This window comes from Caballeronia sp. LZ003, assembly GCF_031451465.1.
Classification (GTDB): Bacteria; Pseudomonadota; Gammaproteobacteria; order Burkholderiales; family Burkholderiaceae; genus Caballeronia.
In genome coordinates this window covers 889222-905361 of sequence record NZ_JARUXJ010000003.1, presented here as the reverse complement: position 1 = coordinate 905361, position 16140 = coordinate 889222, and the positions used below count along the sequence as shown (strand labels likewise).

The following is a 16140-nucleotide window of genomic DNA, read 5'->3' as shown; positions in this document are numbered from 1 at the left end:
CTGTGTTTCCGGTCACTAGCGCGGGCAATCAAGCACCAGAGCGCGCTCGGGCGAAGTTGGTGTAGCTCGAGTACACCGGGTTGATAGGCACGCCGTTGGTCATGATGCCAAAGGTGTGATCGCCGCTATCGAGCACGTAGTACATGGTCGACTGGATGTTGTGCGTCTTGCGTGCGTTGTAGAACGACTGCAAGCGCGACTGGACAAACGTGGCGCGGTAAGCATCGGTCTGCTCGGGATTCGCGTTCCACTCGGTGATCATGAAAGGAACACCGTAGCGTGCCTTGCAGTACTGCGGTAAATCGAAGTGAGGTCCCGCGCCGTCCGAACCGATGTCAAACAAGTCGCCGTACACCTCGTAGTTGTGCCATGTCGTAATGTCCCAGCGAACCTTGGGATGCCCGCTCGTACCGTCGGGCTGCATGCCGTCCCAAAGTGCATCCGATGCACCGATGTCCGCCACGCAGAAGTTGATGCCGCACTTCGCGTCCGGCTGAATGGCCTTCACACCAGCCATCAGGCCCCGCATGACGCCGCGCATGACGGGCCAGTTCGCGTTGTTGAAATCCACTACGTCCGTACCCGCACGGTTCGAATGCAGCACGGTCTGCGAGCGACGGGTGAGTTCGTTGCCACACTCGTACATGGTCACACCGTGCGGCTTGAGCGCGGCGGCCACAGTCATGCCGGTGTTGTAGGCCGTAGCGTAAGCCGCTGCCTCGCTACCGAACAGATTGCCCGAAGCGTCGGTCAAGCCTTGCTGAACGAGCGCGAGGATTTTGATACCGGTCCCATTCATGGCCGAAGCCATTTTGGCTACGGCGTTGTTCTGCTGCGTGGTGCCGTTACTGCCGAGGCGATACATGGTACAGCCCAAGGCCTTCAGAATAGAGATGGTCTCGGCGGGCGTGTAGCGGTAGTCCCAGTGACCATTCATGCCGAAGAAGGTGCCTGCCGGTGCGGCGACGTCGACGCGCGGGTCGTTACATGCGAGCCACTTGTTCGACCAGACATAGAACTGATTGCTCTTGTTTTTCTGGTAGATCTTGCCGCCCGACCAAAGGAGCATGACGACGTTTGCAATCGACACAGAGGTCTTGTTCTTGTAGACCATACCGCCTGAGAGCGTCCACACGGCTCCCGTCTTATCGATGATCGACGTTCCGTTAGGGATGGTCGTGCCATCCGCTGACGCGTTCGCTGCTGCCTTGGCAGTCGAATCCGGCAAGGCGGAGTCATCCGAAGCCTTTGCCGACGACTCCGGCAGTTCGCCCACGCCTCCGCCACCACAAGCGGACAGCATATAGGTTCCGGGCAGCGCGGTCATGCTAGCTAGAAATTTCCGTCGATTAATCATCGTTTCGCACTTCCGCCAAGTCGGGCGGAAAACTCCCTGAGGTTAGAGATGGATGTCTTCGTGCCCCCTTTAAAGAGGACTGCTAACGGATGAACCAAGGTACTTGCGCTATTTGGCAGCGTGTCGACCTTGGAAGCTCTAAGGATGGTGATCACCGATGCGCGATGCCGGAAATAACGGCCGTTGCGCGGTGACTAACCCTTGCTGCATCAAAAAACTAAGGAACTTCTGACGACTCCGAGAGACACAGTGGTTCCGCGATTTGCAGAAGACATGGCAGATACGCACCTTGTGGAGCGCAAACGCTTGCCTTAGAGGTCATACGATAAGAGGATATTACCTAAAATGACACGCCTCGTGAACCCTCGTTCGGTACTTTCTGGAAGAAAAGCAAGAAAAGGGCTGTTCGAATTAGTCTGAGCGGAACAAATGACGCTAGTCAATCGCCGCTTAAGGGCAAATTGTACCTTTTTTATTTTGATGTCATTGTTGCTAAGTAGATCTTACCTTTTGTGAATTTATTGGGCGTAAGGCCATGTCGGACGGTGGCCTCAGGCGTGAACTCTCATATCGTGGAATCATCGCGTCAAAAAATTTACCCGAGATTCGACTGTTTATACGAACGTGCGTACGCCAAAATCTGCCTTCATAAACGCGGTTTTTTCCGCTTCTATTTTTTTCTTAGCTCAAGCGCTGCATGAGAAATAAAGCGCTCCTCCGTATGGCAAACCCGCATTTCGTTCAATCGAAGCCCTCACGCCCCTAAGTGACCGCCCTATCGAATCGTTACCGACGCATTGATCGGTTCGATGCATTGCGCATCTGTCTCCAGTCTCTGATTGCAAGCGCGCTCGCTTATGCGTGCATGAAGCTGATGGGCTCGACGAGCTTGACTTGGGCCGTCTTCTCTAGTCTGTTCACCCTTCAGGCTAATTTCGACCGCAGTCTCAAACATGGCATCGGTCAGATGATTGGCGCGGTGGCCGGTACGGTTGTCGGCCTGGCGACCCTGCATGTCTTCCCGGATGCCGGCGACGCGATACTGCGGTTAGGCGTCGCCACGCTCGCAACATGCCTGATGTCGTCGATCTTCCCGACGACCAATTACAGCATCGTGGTCGCTGCCGCAATCGCGCTCGAGCCTTCGGCAGGCTTCGCGGGCGCCATGTCGCGTGCGGAGGCCATCGTGTTGGGATCTGCCATCGGCATCGTGGTATCGGTGAGCGTCTGGCCACAACTGGCGCGCTCGCGTGCGTTCGGCATCATGGGGGATCTCATCGACGATTGCCGCGCATTGCTGCATGCCTTGCCGATCTTGAGCGCCGTAGAGAACCGCGCATCCGTCGACGCCTTGCATGAGCGCTTTTTACGTCATCTCGTGGACGCTCGCGCGGTCAGTAGCGATGCTCGCGTCAAGGCGCGCTTTCGTGCAGGACCGACGCTTAGTGCGGCGCTGACAGCGTTCGAAACCTTGTGGCATGGGCTGGTACTGCTCGATCGTGTTGGGGAATCGCAATGCAAGGTGCTTCCCGAAGATGAGCGCAAGCTGCTGCGCGAAAGCGTCAACGCTGTAGGCGAATGCGCGAGCGGCTACTTGGAGCAACTCGCCGCGTACCTGCGCGACGGCGCCGCGCTTCCACCCAGCGAGCATTTTCTAAAGCCGCTCGGCGATGCATCCGCATCCGTCAAAGCGCGCTTCGTAGAGGCCGCCGAACGTCGTGATGAGGCGTCGCAACAACTGCAGGCGCTGGCTACGCTGTTATTCGCTCTCGAGCAAATCGAGGCGAACCTCAGGAACATAGGGTGGCTTTTGGAAACGAGATTCTAGAACGGCTGTCGAAGCGACCGCTCGATACGAATGCCGTGCCGCTTCATCTTCGCGTAAAGCGCGGGCTTCGATACGCGCAGCAACTTCGCGCAGGTCGTAACATTGAAGCGACATGCTTCGAGCGCATTCTCGATCGCAATGCGCTCGGCCTCCTGAAGCGACACTGGCTCTTGACGTGAAGCGTTGCGCGTATCGCTGCCTGGCTGCGCGCTCGTCGTACTGCGCAAAAACGGCGATACATCCGCAATGCAATCGCCTTCGTTCAAATTCACCATCTTCTCGACGAGATTTTCCAGCTCGCGCACGTTACCGGGCCAACCGTGAACTTCGAGCTGTTGCAGCGCGTGCTTCGAGAGCGAGGGCGTCGGCTTGTGCATCCGCGTGCAGTATCGTTCGAGGAAGAATGCCGTCATTGCCGCGATGTCTTCGCGCCGCTCGCGCAACGGCGCAATCGTGATCTCGATTACGTTGCATCGATAAAACAGGTCTTCGCGGAAGGTTTTTTCCCGCACCATGGCCGCAAGATCACGGTTGCTCGCGCAGACGATGCGAACGTCCACCGGAATGCCGCGTGTATCGCCAATACGCGTGACCTCGCGTTCCTGCAACACGCGAAGCAGTTTCGCCTGCACGTCGATAGGCAACTCCGAAATCTCGTCGAGGAATACCGTGCCGCCATCGGCGGATTCGAACTTGCCTGGACGACCATCTCGCGCCGCGCCCGTGAAGCTGCCAGGCGCATGTCCGAAGAGTTCGCTCTCGATGAGCGCATGAGGAAGCGCCGCGCAATTGATTGCGATGAACGGCAGCGTGCTGCGCACACTCGCATTGTGAATGGCCTGCGCGAAAACCTCCTTGCCGACACCGCTTTCGCCCGAGAGTAGGACGTTGGACGCGCCGCGCGCCGCCTTCTTCGCCGCATCGAGCGCGCGCTTCAAAGCGGCACTCGAACCGATCACGCTGTCGAAGGTAAAGCGCGCATGGTTGCCCGCATAGCGTCCCGCCATCTTCCGCACACGACGCATCTCACGGAACGTGTTGACGACAGACACCACTTCCCCGCAGCGGTTCTTGATGGGAATAGCCGTATCCAGTAGATGAAGATGGCGCGCTGGAGAGTCGATGATCAACTCGCGATCCACATAGCCCACGCCGGTGCGAAAGATCGGGCCAATAATCGGCTCGAAGTCGATCACCTCGTTGAGCGTCTTGCCGATACTCGCTTTCGGATCGATGCCGAGAATACGCCCCGCCACCGAGTTGACGTGGCGTAGCACATGGCCCTGCCCGATCACCATCAAGCCATCGCCGATATGGTCGATGATCGCGCGTTGCTCTTCGACGAGCGTGTCGTACACGGCGAGATCAAAGGCGCTTTGGAGAAGCACGTCGAGCGTTGCACCCAGCAGCGTGATGAGGCTTGCAGGCAAGCCCTTGCCGTTGCCGCTTGCGTCAAGCACACGCAATGCAACGAGGAAAACACGTCGCCCATGCGTCTCGACTCGCAGCGCGAACGCTTGCGCAAACGATGCGGCGTGTCCCGCGAGCGTCAGCATCACGCAGCGTCCATCCGACATCGACGTGGCCGCTTCCGCCAACGCGGCAAGCTGCGCGGACGGACAATGCGCAAAGAACGTATCGCGTGTCGCCGCGTCCGCTTTCGTGAATTCGTCGATGCTTTCCAGCACGTGCCCCGCGCGATCCAGCGTGAACAGGCATACCCGTGCTTCGTTTGCGGCAAGCACGCGCGCGCTCGTCCATCTCGTGCTGGCGAGTGCCCCTTCGAGCGTGACGGTATCGGGATCGAGCGCGACGGTGGCCATGTCTTCCTGCAAGCGGTCGGGCAACGTCATCGAATATAGCAGTTCAAAATCCCGCCGCCGCACTGCGATTTTTCAGAGCGGACGCGTCAATCCTTCTGCGCAATCGCAGTGAGCGCGCCGCTGTTCAACTGATACACCGTGACCGGCGCATCGACCCAATCGCCGTTTGCATCGAAGCGCACGGGGCCGAGAATGCTCGTGAACGCCTGCTCGCGCAGCGCTTTGACGTATACCTCGGGCTTCGACGATCCCGTTTTCTGCATCGCGTCCGCGACGACGAGCGTTGCGGCATAGAACGCGGGCGCATAGGTATCGACATCGGCGCTGAACGCACTCTTGAACTTCGTGCGAAAGGTCTTGCCGTCCGGTAACGAGTCGAGCGGCGCGCCGCCTTGCGCACAGAACATGCGCTTGTCGGCGGCTCCGGCCGATAGCTTGTCGAATTCAGGCGAGCAAATACCGTCGCCGCCTACGAGCGTTGCGTTGATGCCGAGTTCGCCCATCTGCCGCGCAAGCGTCGCGGCCTGCGCATAGTAGCCGCCATAAAACACGACCTGCGGATTACGCGACTTGATCTGCGTGAGAATGGCCTTGAAGTCGGTTGCCTTGTCCGTGCTGTATTCACGCGCGACGACCTGCAAGCCCGCCTTCTTTGCGCTGTCGACGAATACATCGGCGACGCCAACGCCATAAGCGGTGCGGTCATCGATTACCGCGGCGCGTTGTGCATTCAACACTTTCGCCGAATAAAGCGCCATGCGGCCACCCATGACGTTGTCGTTGGTCGCGAGCCGGAAGACATAGGGATAGCCGAGGTGCGTGAGTTGCGGGTTCGATGACGCGCCGGTCATCATCACCACGTGCGCATCGTTGTAGATGCGCGCGGCGGGAATGCTCACGCCCGAGTTGTAATGGCCAATGACGGCGGATACGCCATCGTCCACGAGCTTTTGCGCTACGCTCACGCCTACTTTCGGATCGCCCTGGTCGTCCATCGAGATCAGTTCGAAGCGCACGGGCTTGCCTGCAATTGTGAAAGCCTTCGCATTGAGTTCGTCGATGGCAAGCCGTACACCGCGCTCATCGTCCTTGCCGCTTTGCGCCGCGCTGCCGGTGAGCGGCCCTGCCACACCGATCTTAATCACTTCCTGCGCGTATGCCGCGCGCGTTGCGCCGACCACTGTCAATGCGCATGCCATGAACGCCATCGCCAAGTTGAATCGTTTCATATCGTTTCCCCAGTCGCAGTCAATGACAGACCTTCAAGAACGTCCCGTACCGGCGACAGCGTGTCGAATTCGAAATCGGGACGTGGCTGCCACGTTCCGAGCGTCTCTCGCGTGCGATTGATCCAGGCCACCGCCATACCAAGAGGCTTTGCTCCGTCGATATCGGCCCAGCTCGCGAGCGAACAATGCAGCACGTCGTGCGCGTTTACCGCCAGGCGGTCGAGCGCGAGCGCAAAGATCGCCTGCGATGGCTTGTAGGCCTGCGCCATCTCCGCTGTCGTCACATGCTCGAAATAGCGTGTGAGCCGCGTGCGCCGCCATAGATCGCTGTCCATGTTGGTGATCGGCATGAGCGGATAGCGCGCCGCAGCCCAATCGAGGAACGGCTCAGCATCGGCGTGTGCCGGCGATGCTTCGACCAGATGCGAGAGGAACACGTCGTTCAGCGTTTCCATCGCATGGCCTTTACGCGCGCCGGGCCAGTGCGTATCGAGGCAATCGGCGAGTGCTTGTTGCGCAACATCGCGATAGCGCGCGTAGGCCTGGCCTCGATAAAGACGCACGTTGCGGATGTCCCAATCGAGATAGATCTGGGAGACAGGTTCGTCTGCCTCGACCGAGATGCGCCGCAGGACTTCCGCCATGCCGAGCGTGCCGCCTTGATCCACATCGACGAGCGTGCCGAAGTAATCGAACGTAAGGGCTTTGGGACTCATTGCGACGTCTTCCTGTTCGCGAAGGCCTTCACGCGCTCGGCGGCATCCGGCAGCGCGAATGCCTCGATGGTGACGGCACTCTCGAGTTCGAGACTGCGAGCCAGCAAGCCCGACAGGTCGCTCGTCACCAGTTTCTTTAGCTTCGATACGGACGTCGATGAGCGTTGTGCGATACGTGCTGCAAGTTCGAGCGCGGTTTCCAGTACGGCATCGCGCGGAACCACGCGATTGACCAAACCCATCGATAGCAGCGTCTGCGCGCTCTGCCTTTCGCCGAGCAACCAAAGCTCCATCGCGCGTTGATGCCCTATCGCCTGAGGCAGCAGATGCGTGACGCCGCCCGTTACGAATTGTCCCCACTCCATCTCGGGAAAGAAGCACACGAGATCGTCCGATGCGACCACGATGTCGCAATTGAGCATCCACTCGAAGCCGCCGCCGACGGCATAACCATGCACCGCGCCGACCACGGGCTTGGCACCGAACATCAGATCGCGTGTGATGCGCTGAATGCGCCCGATATGACTGCGGATACTTTCATCGCTTTCGCTTTGGGCGTCGAACTCCTTGAGGTCGTCGCCCGCGCAAAACGCGTGTCCCGCACCGGTGAGCACGATGACGCGGCATGATGCATCGCCGAGCGCGCCTTGCAGCGCGTCGTGCAGATCGTCGAGCAATGCACCGCCGATTGCGTTCATGCGCTCTGGTCGATTTAACGTGACGATGGCAAGCGGTCCTTGCATGTGTAGCGTTACGTCGCTCATGCGAGCTCCTTGTCGATCCAGCGCGTCTTGCCTTCGGTACGCGGAAAATGTTCGAATGGCACCATCGTGACCGTTGCGCTCGCGCCTATGCGATTGCGTACGGCCGCCTCGATGTGATGCGCGGCATCGCCCCAGCGAGCGATATCGAGACCGCTCGCCGCTTCCACAGTCATCGCAATGCGGTCGTAAGGGCCATCGCCCTTGAGCACGATGCGAAACTGTCCCGAGGCCCATTGCGGCAGCGCTTCCACAGCGAGCCGGACGGCACCCGGAAAGACGTTGATGCCGCGCACGTTGAACATGTCGTCGGTGCGACCCGTCACGCGAAAACGCCATGCCGTGCGTCCATCCTCGCCGGCATCGACGGCAGTCACCGTCACCACGTCGCGGGTGCGATAACGCACGAGTGGCTGACATTGCTTGCGCAAATGCGTGCACACGAGCTCGCCCGTGACGCCCTCTTCCATGGACAAACGCGCGAGTGTCTCCGGATCGATGATCTCCGCGAACACGACATCCGCCGCATGAAACAAGAGGTCGTTGGTCCAGTCCGTCTGTCCGCCAAGAATGCTCAGAACTTCCGATAAGCCGAAGTTCGCATTGCGCACCTTGAAGCCCCACTTGTCTTCCATCGTCGCGCGTAACTCGGGGTTGTCGAGACCTGCTTCGCCACCGAACAGTCCGAGCTTCAGGCCGAGTTCGCGCGGTGTAGGTCCGCCTGTTTCGCGCAACACTTGCTCGATAAGCGCCGGATACGAAGGCGTACAAGAAATCGCGTTGATGCCAAGACTCAGAATGGAGTCGATCAACATCCGCGTGTTGCCGACGCCGAACGGCGCCACCGTCGCGCCAGTGGCTTCGAGAATGGTGTGATCGGTGAAGCCGCCGGTCCACATGCAATAGTTGAGACAGTGGATCACGCGATCATCGGGGCGCAGACCCGCCGCCCACATCGAGCGTGCGCCGACGCGTGCAATGTCCAATGCATCGCGTGTGCTGTTCGCGAGAATCAAAGGGCGCCCGGTCGTGCCCGACGTGCGATGCAAGCGCGCAATGGCGCTTTCCGCGCAGGCCACGTAATCGCCGAATGGCGACGCACCCTCCTGACTCACGCGCAACTCGTCCTTCTCCGTGAAGGGCAGGTCCTGCAGCGAATCGAGCGTGATGTCGTCGCGTTCGATCCAGCGTGCAAGCTTCGAACGATAGAACGCCGACATTGCACGCAGATACGTCCATTGCGTCGACCAGAGCGCGTCCTGATGACGACGCACGCCGGCTGACGGCAGCGTTTCGATGGCTTCGTCGAAGTACACGCCATGCGTTTGGGCAGTCACAGCCACGTCCATGTCTTTCCTCGGTTGAGCGGCCTTTGCCGCGAATTCTTCGTTATGGCGGGCACGCTCATGACGAACGGCGCTTCGCGGCGCGCGCCTCGATGACGCATCTCTCGACGATGGCCCGTGCATGGCTCGCGCTGCCGACGGGGCCGCCGTTATCGGCTGCGACAACGTCGAACCAGTACAGCGCGCCTTCGATTGCACGAAACGTCGCGGTGGCGGAGACATCGGCGCCATGTGGTGTCGGTGCGAGATGATTGAGATGCGTGGTGACGCCCACGGAGAGCTGCCCGTCGCGCAGGGAGTCGCGCATGAGTTCCGCGCAGGCGCGCTCGATAAGGGACAACAATGCGGGCGTGGATAGCACGTCGGGATAGCGCTCATCCGCTTCATGCGCGTGAGCAGAGGCGAGATCGGCGGATGAGACGGTATGCGTGAGCGTGGCGGTTCGGCCTGCTTCGATCATGGACGGCTCCGGTTTGTTATCGGAGCTATCAATGCAAGGGCTGGGCCAATCATGCGAAAGCCCCGGCTGGCGGGACTCGCCGCAAATCGCTGAATGGTCGAAAGGGCTGACCGTAAAGATTCTTAACGTTGCGAATCGAAACGGTCGTCGGCTTTGCTTAACGGGTTTCGATGCGAGATTGTGCGTATCAACGAAGCGGCAGCATCGTGAGTCCGACGATAACCAACGCAGCACCGCCGCCGCGCCGAATCATCATGAGACGGCTGTGGCTCGTGATACGCCGATGCACGGCATGCGTGACGAACGCGTAAGTCGACATCACAGTGAGCACCACGGTTGTATCGATCGCGATGAGCGTGGCGAGTTGCGGCAGTATCGGCGTATGCAGATCGACTAGCTGTGGCACGGCGGCCGCGAAGAAGCCGAGCGTGTTCGGATTGACGAGCGATACCGTAGCGGCCTCAAGAAAGATGCGCAGACAAGGCTGCCTGACGTGCGGCGTCACATGCGTGACCGCGGCTTGTGGGCCTTGTCCACGCATGGCGCGTATGCCGAGCCAGATTAGATAGAGCGCGCCCGCTAGCCGCAGACCGATGACAAGCCACGGCGATGCGTTGAGCAAGGCGCTCAAGCCGAGCATGACGCCGCTTGCCATGACGAAGCGCGAACACAGATTGCCCGAGACCGTGAAGAGCGCGGCATACAGTCCGTGACGCACGGTATTGCGCACGACGAGCATGGCATTGGGGCCCGGGGAGCCCGTGGCGGCGAGCGTTGCAATGGAGAAGGCAAGCCAGGTGGCGGTAGTCACGGCTAGCTCCCACGCGTGGCGTATGCGTCGACGGAAGAGGCTTGAATGCGTGCTGACATGCTGGCTCCCGAAACGTTTGCGATGGAAGCCATTGTTGTTCATGCGGATGCGCGCAGACACCCTCCTTGCGTTGGCATCGGATTGGCGGGAGCTGACTCACGACGCGCACTGAAGGCTTTAGCCGCCTTTCTTGCGTGCCGCGACGGTCTTTTTAACCGCGGGCTTACGCGTCGTACGCTTGGGCGTCGTCTTATCGATATCACGCATCGACTTGAGCTCGTCTTTCAACGACGCATGCGCCGTTTCCAGCGCTGCCAGTTTGCCTTGGAGCACGCCGGCATGATGACGGCCGTCGCCAACTTGCGCTTGCAAGACATCGACGGCACGGCGATGGTCCACATCGCGCTTGTCGGCCCGTTTGACCGCCTCGGCCAGTTCCTTTTGAAGCTTGGCGGTGGCGCTGCGTTCGCGATCGATTTCGAGCAGCGCGCGTTTCTCCGATGCTCTCAAACGCTCCTCGGCGCGGCTCGCCGTTTCGCGCAGCTTCTCGAGATCGCGCGAAAAGCCTTCGCGCACCTTGTCCAGTTCTCGGGCGCGTGCGCTTGCTTCGTCGTTGAGCCGTTTGATTTCGGCATCGACTGCCTTTCGCGTGGCCGCGTCTTCGGCGCGTTGCCGCTCCAACTCGCGAATCTCCGCCTGTGCGGCCGACAATGCAACCGTGCGCTGTTCCAGCGTCGTTTCCATGCGCCCCAGTTCCTCGCGCGCCGCAACTACCTTCTGCTCGGCCTCGGTGCGTTGCGCGTCAAGCTCTTCGCGTTGCGTGTTGAGTTCGGCCTGTGCCGATGTAGTTGCGCGCGTCCAAAGCGTGCCGATGAGTTCGCCAGCGGCATCGCTCAAATCCGGCGGCAGGTCCGGATGCTCGATGCGTACCCGGCTCTTCTCTCGCAACTCGGCCCAGAACTCGCCCAGCACCGATGCCGGCGTGCTCATGGTGCCGCGCCGAACCAGGCTGTAAAGGCGATTGGCCGTTGGCGGCACGCCGAATCGAAAGAACAGGAGCGTGCAGACTTCCCGGTAGAGCTCGCGCGTTTTCGGGAATTCGACTTTCAGGCGGTCAATGGCGGCGGCCAGTCGTGCGTCTTCGGAGAGCGGTTCGGACATTGCGGTTTGGTCAGTGCTTGGAGGAGCAAGAATATAGCGTAGAGCGCCCGATAATTAACGCTCGCTCGACTGCTTGGCCATATGGACGACCCCGTACTTACCCGCGCCAGCGTTCACACGCCGGTCCGCATTGTTATAATCCTTTCAACCCACGACTAAAACCTAACACCGCGAAATAGCCGTAAGCCGATGGCCAAACCCGAACGCCTGCGCGTGCTTTCAAGCGCGCTCGAAAAGCAGAACGTGATGCGCTTGCGCGATGCAGCCGCCTTGCTCGGCGTCTCCGAGATGACCGTTCGCCGCGATATCGCAGCGCATCCCGGTCAATTCACTTACCTCGGCGGCTATATCGTCAGCGCGGCGGATTTGCCCAATGCAGCAGGCTATACCATCGAGGAAGAAAAGGACCACTTCGCTCAGGCCAAGGCGATTGCATCGAGCCATGCCGCGCATCTGCTTACCGATAGCGAGACCATCTTCATCGATTGCGGCACCACACTCACCACGCTCGCGCGGCAGATTCCCACGGACATGCATCTCACCGTCGTGTGCTATTCGCTCAACGTAGCCGAGATTCTGCGCCGCAAGCCCAATGTCCGGCTGATCCTTCTTGGCGGCGTCTATGTGCCGTCATCCGAATCGTTTGCGAGCGATGAAAGCGTCGAGACGCTGAGGCGCATGGGCATCAACAAGGCGTTCATGTCGGCGGGTGGCGTGGATGAAGCGCGCGGTGTGACGTGCTGGAACTTTCACGAAGTGGCCATCAAGCAGGCGGCCATGGCAAGCGCGGTGGAGCGCCATCTCGTCGTCGATGCAAGCAAGCTCGGCAAGGTCAAGGCCGTGCGCTTCTCGCAGATTTCCGAGTTCGACTCGGTCATCACCGAGGAAGGGCAGCGCAGACGCAAGCACGCATAAAAAAGCCCGCATAACGCTATGCGGGCTCTCTGCGGCTTCTGAACGACCAACCCACTACTGCCGTCGTCCGAGCGCGAACAACGTCCCTGCGACGAGAATGAATGCGCCGATGATCACCTTCTGCCAAGTGCTCGGCACGCCCACCAGAATCAGCACGCTGTTGATGAGCGTCACGAGCACGACGCCGAGCAACGTGCCCACCACCGTTCCCGTACCACCGGTTATGCGTGCGCCGCCCAAAATCACGGCGGCGATCACATCAAGTTCCGTGCCGACCAAGTCGAAAGGATTGGCAAGCCGGTTGGTCGATACATGCAGGATGCCCGCGACGCCCGCAAGCAATCCCGTATAGCCGAACACGAACAGATGGATCGCGCGCAGGTTGTAACCGAGCCGTTCGGCGATGGTGAGACTGCCGCCCATCGCATAGACGCCGCGGCCCATCATCGTGCGATTGAGCAGCCACCATGTGACGAGCGCCGCGATCACGAGCGCGAGCACGGAGACCGGCAACACAGCACGCAAACCATCGGACGTGTGATAGAAGAAGAGCGGCAGGCGTCCGAACGTATCCATGCTGTGCGGAATGTTCATGAAGAACTGCGTGCCCACGAAAGTCAGCAACAAGCCGCGATACAAATACTGCGTGCCGATCGTTACGATCAGCGAAGGCGCCTTCAACCGATGCACGAGCATGCCATTGATGATGCCAAGCACGACGCCGCCCAGCGCGCCCGCAATCAGTATCAACGCGAACGGACACTCCGGCCACCATGCGAAGACGGCCTTGGTGATCGAATACATCGTGAGTGCCGCTATTGCCGTGAACGACACGTCGATACCGCCCGAAGCCAGCACGACGAGCGTACCCAGCGCAAAGAGCGATACGGTGGTCGCCGAATGCAACAAGTCGAACAACGTGGCGAATTGGAAGAACCGCGGGTTCAGGCCACCCACGATCAGACACGTCACGAGAATCAGACCTAGGGTGAACCACTCGGGATTGCGCATCAGCCGCGCATAAAGACTGCCCTTGCGCACGCGCGGCGCGACGTCGCTCACGGCTTGCGGAACCGGCTCGCTTCCCGTGCGGCGGATGGATTCGCTCATACTCATGCTGCCTCTGAAAGTAACGCGTGATAAAGCTCAGCCTCGCTCAGACGATCCGCGCGATACTCGCTCGAGATCCGGCCCTTCTTCATCATCAAGATACGGTCGCAGTTTTGCAGCAGTTCGGGCAAGTCGTCGCTGATCAAAATGATGCCGATGCCCTCCTTGGAAAGCCGCTGCATGATGCGGTAAATGATGTCCTTCGATCCCACGTCGACACCGACAGTCGGCCCGTGCAGGATCAGCACGCGCGGATCGATGGCAAGCCACCGCCCGATCAACACGCGTTGCTGATTGCCGCCCGAAAGAGATTGCACGGGCTTGTCGACGTCGGGCGTGGCGATCTGCAAGTCCTTCACGGTGCGCTCGGCAAGCTCCTGCGCGCGCTTGCGATCGATCTGACCGAAGCGGTCCCGCAAGCTCGAGATCATCGCGGTCACGACGTTATCGCGAATCGGTTTGTCGAGAAAAAGCCCTTCGTTCAGGCGGTCTTCCGGGACATAGCCTATGCGTTGCGTCTTCGCATCCGCCGGCGTTTGCAGGCGCACGCGCATGCCGTCGAGCGTGACCGTGCCCATGTCGGCGGGCGCGACACCTGCCAGTGCACGCGCGAGTTCGTTACGGCCCGAATCGAGCAGCCCCGTCACACCGAGTATCTCGCCCTTGTGCAGCTTGAACGATACATCGGCGAACTGGCCTTTGCGTCCGAGCGCCTGCACGTCGAGCACGATCTGCGATGCGCCTTCTTCCCCTTGCGCGCGATAGCGCTCGGTTGAAAGATGCTTGCCCGTCATGAGCTCGCTGATCTGCGCCTTCGTATAGTTTTCGATAGGACCTTGCGCCATCTTCTGGCCATCGCGCAGCACGATCACTTCGCCGCCGATTGCGTAGCACTCGTCGAGCTTGTGACTCACGAACAGCACGGCGACGCCGTCGGCACGCAAACGCGCGAGGACGGCGATGAGATTGTCCACTTCCTTTTGCGTGAGCGACGTGGTGGGCTCGTCCATGATGACGAACTTCGCTTCGCTGGCGATGGCGCGTGCGATTGCCACGAGCTGCCGCGTGGCGAGCGGCAATTGCTCGATCAAGGTCTTCTGAAAATCCGTATCGCCCGGCAAGCCCACGGCTTCCAGCGCCCGTGCAGCGGTTTCGGCAAGCGCGCGGCGATCGAACGTGCGCGCGAGCTTGCCGTTGTGTTCGGCGAGCTCGGATGTGAGCGCGACGTTCTCCGCCACGTTCATGTTCGGCAGCAGCGACAAGTCTTGATAAACGGTCTCGATACCCGCGGAAAGCGATTCGAGCGGCGATAGCCGCGCATGTCTCACGCCTTCGATCACGAGTTCGCCTTCATCGGGCGGTTGCGCACCCGAGATGATCTTGATGAGCGTGCTCTTGCCGCAGCCGTTCTCGCCGAGCAGATGATAGATCTGCCCGCGTTCAAACGAGAGGCTCACGCCACGCAGCGCATAAACGCCTGTGAAGCGCTTATGAATATCGACGACTTCGAGGAGCGGTGTCTCTTTGGTCATGGCTTATAGAAAGCAGGCAGCGCGCGGCAATGAACCACGCGCCGCGTACGTCACATCAGAACGGATACTGCTTGTAGTTGGTCTTGTCGACATCAACCCAACCGGTACCGCGCACGATCACACCCTTGCCCGGGCCCTTGCTCACGGTGACTTTGTTGTATCCGGTAATGCCGAGGTCCGTACCGTTGTCGATGGTCTTGCCTTCCACCAACATCTGCGCGACCTTGTTCATTGCGAGACCGGCGAGCTTCGGGTCCCAGAACGCGATGCCGTTGACCGCTCCGCTTTCGAGGAACTTGCCTGCTTCAGTCGGCAGGCCCGTGCCATACACGCAGATCTTGCCGACCTTGCCCGCTTCTTCCACTGCACGGCCAATGCCGATCACATCCAGCGACGACGAGCCCTGAAAGCCCGTCAGATCCGGATGCTTGCGCAGCACTTCCTTCGCGACCTGATAAGCACGCTCGCCGTCGTTATTCGTTTCAAGCTTCGGCTCGACCAGATCCATTTTCGGATATTTGGCCTTTGCATTGCCGATACCGCCATCGGCCCATTGCACTTGCGAGCGGCTGCCGAGCGAGCCCACCAGCACGGCCCACTTACCCTGGCTTCCCATGCACTTCGCAAGACGTTCGTTCAAGCCCGCACCGTAGGCGGTGTTATCGAACGCTTCGATATCCACCATGGTGTTCTTCGCGTTGTCCGCTTCATGCGTGACGACCTTGATGCCGCGATCCATCGCCTTCTTGAGCGCGGGTTCGAGCGTCGGCGGATCATACGGCACGACTGCAATCGCCGTGACTTTCTTCGCGATCAAGTCTTCGATGATCTTCAGCTGTTGCGCGGCATCGGCACGCCCCGGACCTGTCTGATACACGGAGATGTTCGGATTGTCCTTGCCGAACTGCTTTACGCCTTCGTCCATGCGATTGAACCAGTTGATGCCGGTCACTTTAACGACCGTCACGATGGTCTCGTTGTTCGCAGCTTGCGCGGCTGCAATGGCTCCTGCCGCAAGCGCGATTGCCGTGAGCGCGGTGGTGATTTTCTTGAGTTTCATAGTGCTGTCTCCTTTGCCTCTGTCACTTGGT

The 16140-nt window shown here is 60.0% G+C and carries 14 protein-coding genes; 2 read left to right on the top strand and 12 right to left on the bottom strand.

The features are described from left to right. Window positions 1-28: 28 nt before the first annotated feature. Window positions 29-1357, bottom strand: coding sequence for a hypothetical protein (locus QCE79_RS21755; protein WP_250495270.1), 1329 nt, complete (start codon window positions 1355-1357; stop codon window positions 29-31). An 814-nt stretch (window positions 1358-2171) separates the two neighbouring features. On the opposite strand from QCE79_RS21755, the gene QCE79_RS21750 reads away from it, so the two are divergent. Further along, the gene (locus QCE79_RS21750; RefSeq protein WP_309847853.1) at window positions 2172-3185 is read left to right on the top strand and encodes an FUSC family protein; all 1014 of its coding nucleotides are present in this window, start codon (window positions 2172-2174) and stop codon (window positions 3183-3185) included. Here the strand turns inward: QCE79_RS21750 and QCE79_RS21745 are convergent. The 8 genes from QCE79_RS21745 to QCE79_RS21710 form a co-directional block, all read right to left on the bottom strand. Then, window positions 3182-5008 (bottom strand): sigma 54-interacting transcriptional regulator, encoded by a 1827-nt coding sequence (locus QCE79_RS21745; RefSeq protein ID WP_309848258.1) that lies wholly within the window; start codon window positions 5006-5008, stop codon window positions 3182-3184. The two genes, QCE79_RS21750 and QCE79_RS21745, sit on opposite strands and share 4 nt — an antisense overlap. 86 nt (window positions 5009-5094) lie before the next feature. After that, window positions 5095-6237, bottom strand: a complete 1143-nt coding sequence (locus tag QCE79_RS21740; RefSeq protein ID WP_309847851.1) for a branched-chain amino acid ABC transporter substrate-binding protein — start codon at window positions 6235-6237, stop codon at window positions 5095-5097. After that, complete coding sequence (locus tag QCE79_RS21735) at window positions 6234-6953, bottom strand: HAD family hydrolase (RefSeq protein ID WP_250495268.1); 720 nt, start codon at window positions 6951-6953, stop codon at window positions 6234-6236. Before QCE79_RS21735 ends, QCE79_RS21740 begins: the two co-directional genes overlap by 4 nt. Then, window positions 6950-7717 (bottom strand): enoyl-CoA hydratase/isomerase family protein, encoded by a 768-nt coding sequence (locus tag QCE79_RS21730; protein WP_309847849.1) that lies wholly within the window; start codon window positions 7715-7717, stop codon window positions 6950-6952. Before QCE79_RS21730 ends, QCE79_RS21735 begins: the two co-directional genes overlap by 4 nt. Beyond that, window positions 7714-9063 carry a phenylacetate--CoA ligase family protein gene (locus tag QCE79_RS21725; RefSeq protein WP_250468017.1) on the bottom strand — a complete coding sequence of 450 codons (1350 nt, stop codon included), beginning with the start codon at window positions 9061-9063 and terminating at the stop codon, window positions 7714-7716. The genes QCE79_RS21730 and QCE79_RS21725 overlap by 4 nt, the downstream gene beginning before the upstream one ends. Before the next feature lie 55 nt (window positions 9064-9118). Beyond that, window positions 9119-9520, bottom strand: coding sequence for a thioesterase family protein (locus QCE79_RS21720; protein ID WP_250468016.1), 402 nt, complete (start codon window positions 9518-9520; stop codon window positions 9119-9121). A gap of 187 nt (window positions 9521-9707) precedes the next feature. After that, entirely contained in the window at window positions 9708-10331 is a 624-nt protein-coding gene (locus QCE79_RS21715; RefSeq protein WP_250468015.1) for a LysE family translocator, read from the bottom strand. Between the two features lie 177 nt (window positions 10332-10508). Continuing rightward, window positions 10509-11492, bottom strand: a complete 984-nt coding sequence (locus QCE79_RS21710; protein WP_309847845.1) for a DNA-binding protein — start codon at window positions 11490-11492, stop codon at window positions 10509-10511. A 189-nt stretch (window positions 11493-11681) separates the two neighbouring features. On the opposite strand from QCE79_RS21710, the gene QCE79_RS21705 reads away from it, so the two are divergent. Then, window positions 11682-12407 carry a DeoR/GlpR family DNA-binding transcription regulator gene (locus QCE79_RS21705; protein ID WP_244831370.1) on the top strand — a complete coding sequence of 242 codons (726 nt, stop codon included), beginning with the start codon at window positions 11682-11684 and terminating at the stop codon, window positions 12405-12407. A gap of 54 nt (window positions 12408-12461) precedes the next feature. Here QCE79_RS21705 and QCE79_RS21700 read toward each other — a convergent pair whose 3' ends face one another. From QCE79_RS21700 to QCE79_RS21690, 3 genes are read right to left on the bottom strand one after another with little or no spacing between them, the layout of a single operon-like run. Next, a complete protein-coding gene (locus QCE79_RS21700; RefSeq protein ID WP_309847837.1) occupies window positions 12462-13523 on the bottom strand; it encodes an ABC transporter permease in 1062 nt (353 codons plus the stop codon). Continuing rightward, on the bottom strand, window positions 13520-15049 hold the full coding sequence (locus QCE79_RS21695; RefSeq protein ID WP_309847834.1) for a sugar ABC transporter ATP-binding protein: 1530 nt from the start codon (window positions 15047-15049) through the stop codon (window positions 13520-13522). Before QCE79_RS21695 ends, QCE79_RS21700 begins: the two co-directional genes overlap by 4 nt. Before the next feature lie 55 nt (window positions 15050-15104). After that, window positions 15105-16109: an autoinducer 2 ABC transporter substrate-binding protein gene (locus QCE79_RS21690; RefSeq protein ID WP_250468013.1), complete on the bottom strand. Its 1005-nt coding sequence runs from the start codon at window positions 16107-16109 to the stop codon at window positions 15105-15107. Window positions 16110-16140: the final 31 nt, after the last annotated feature.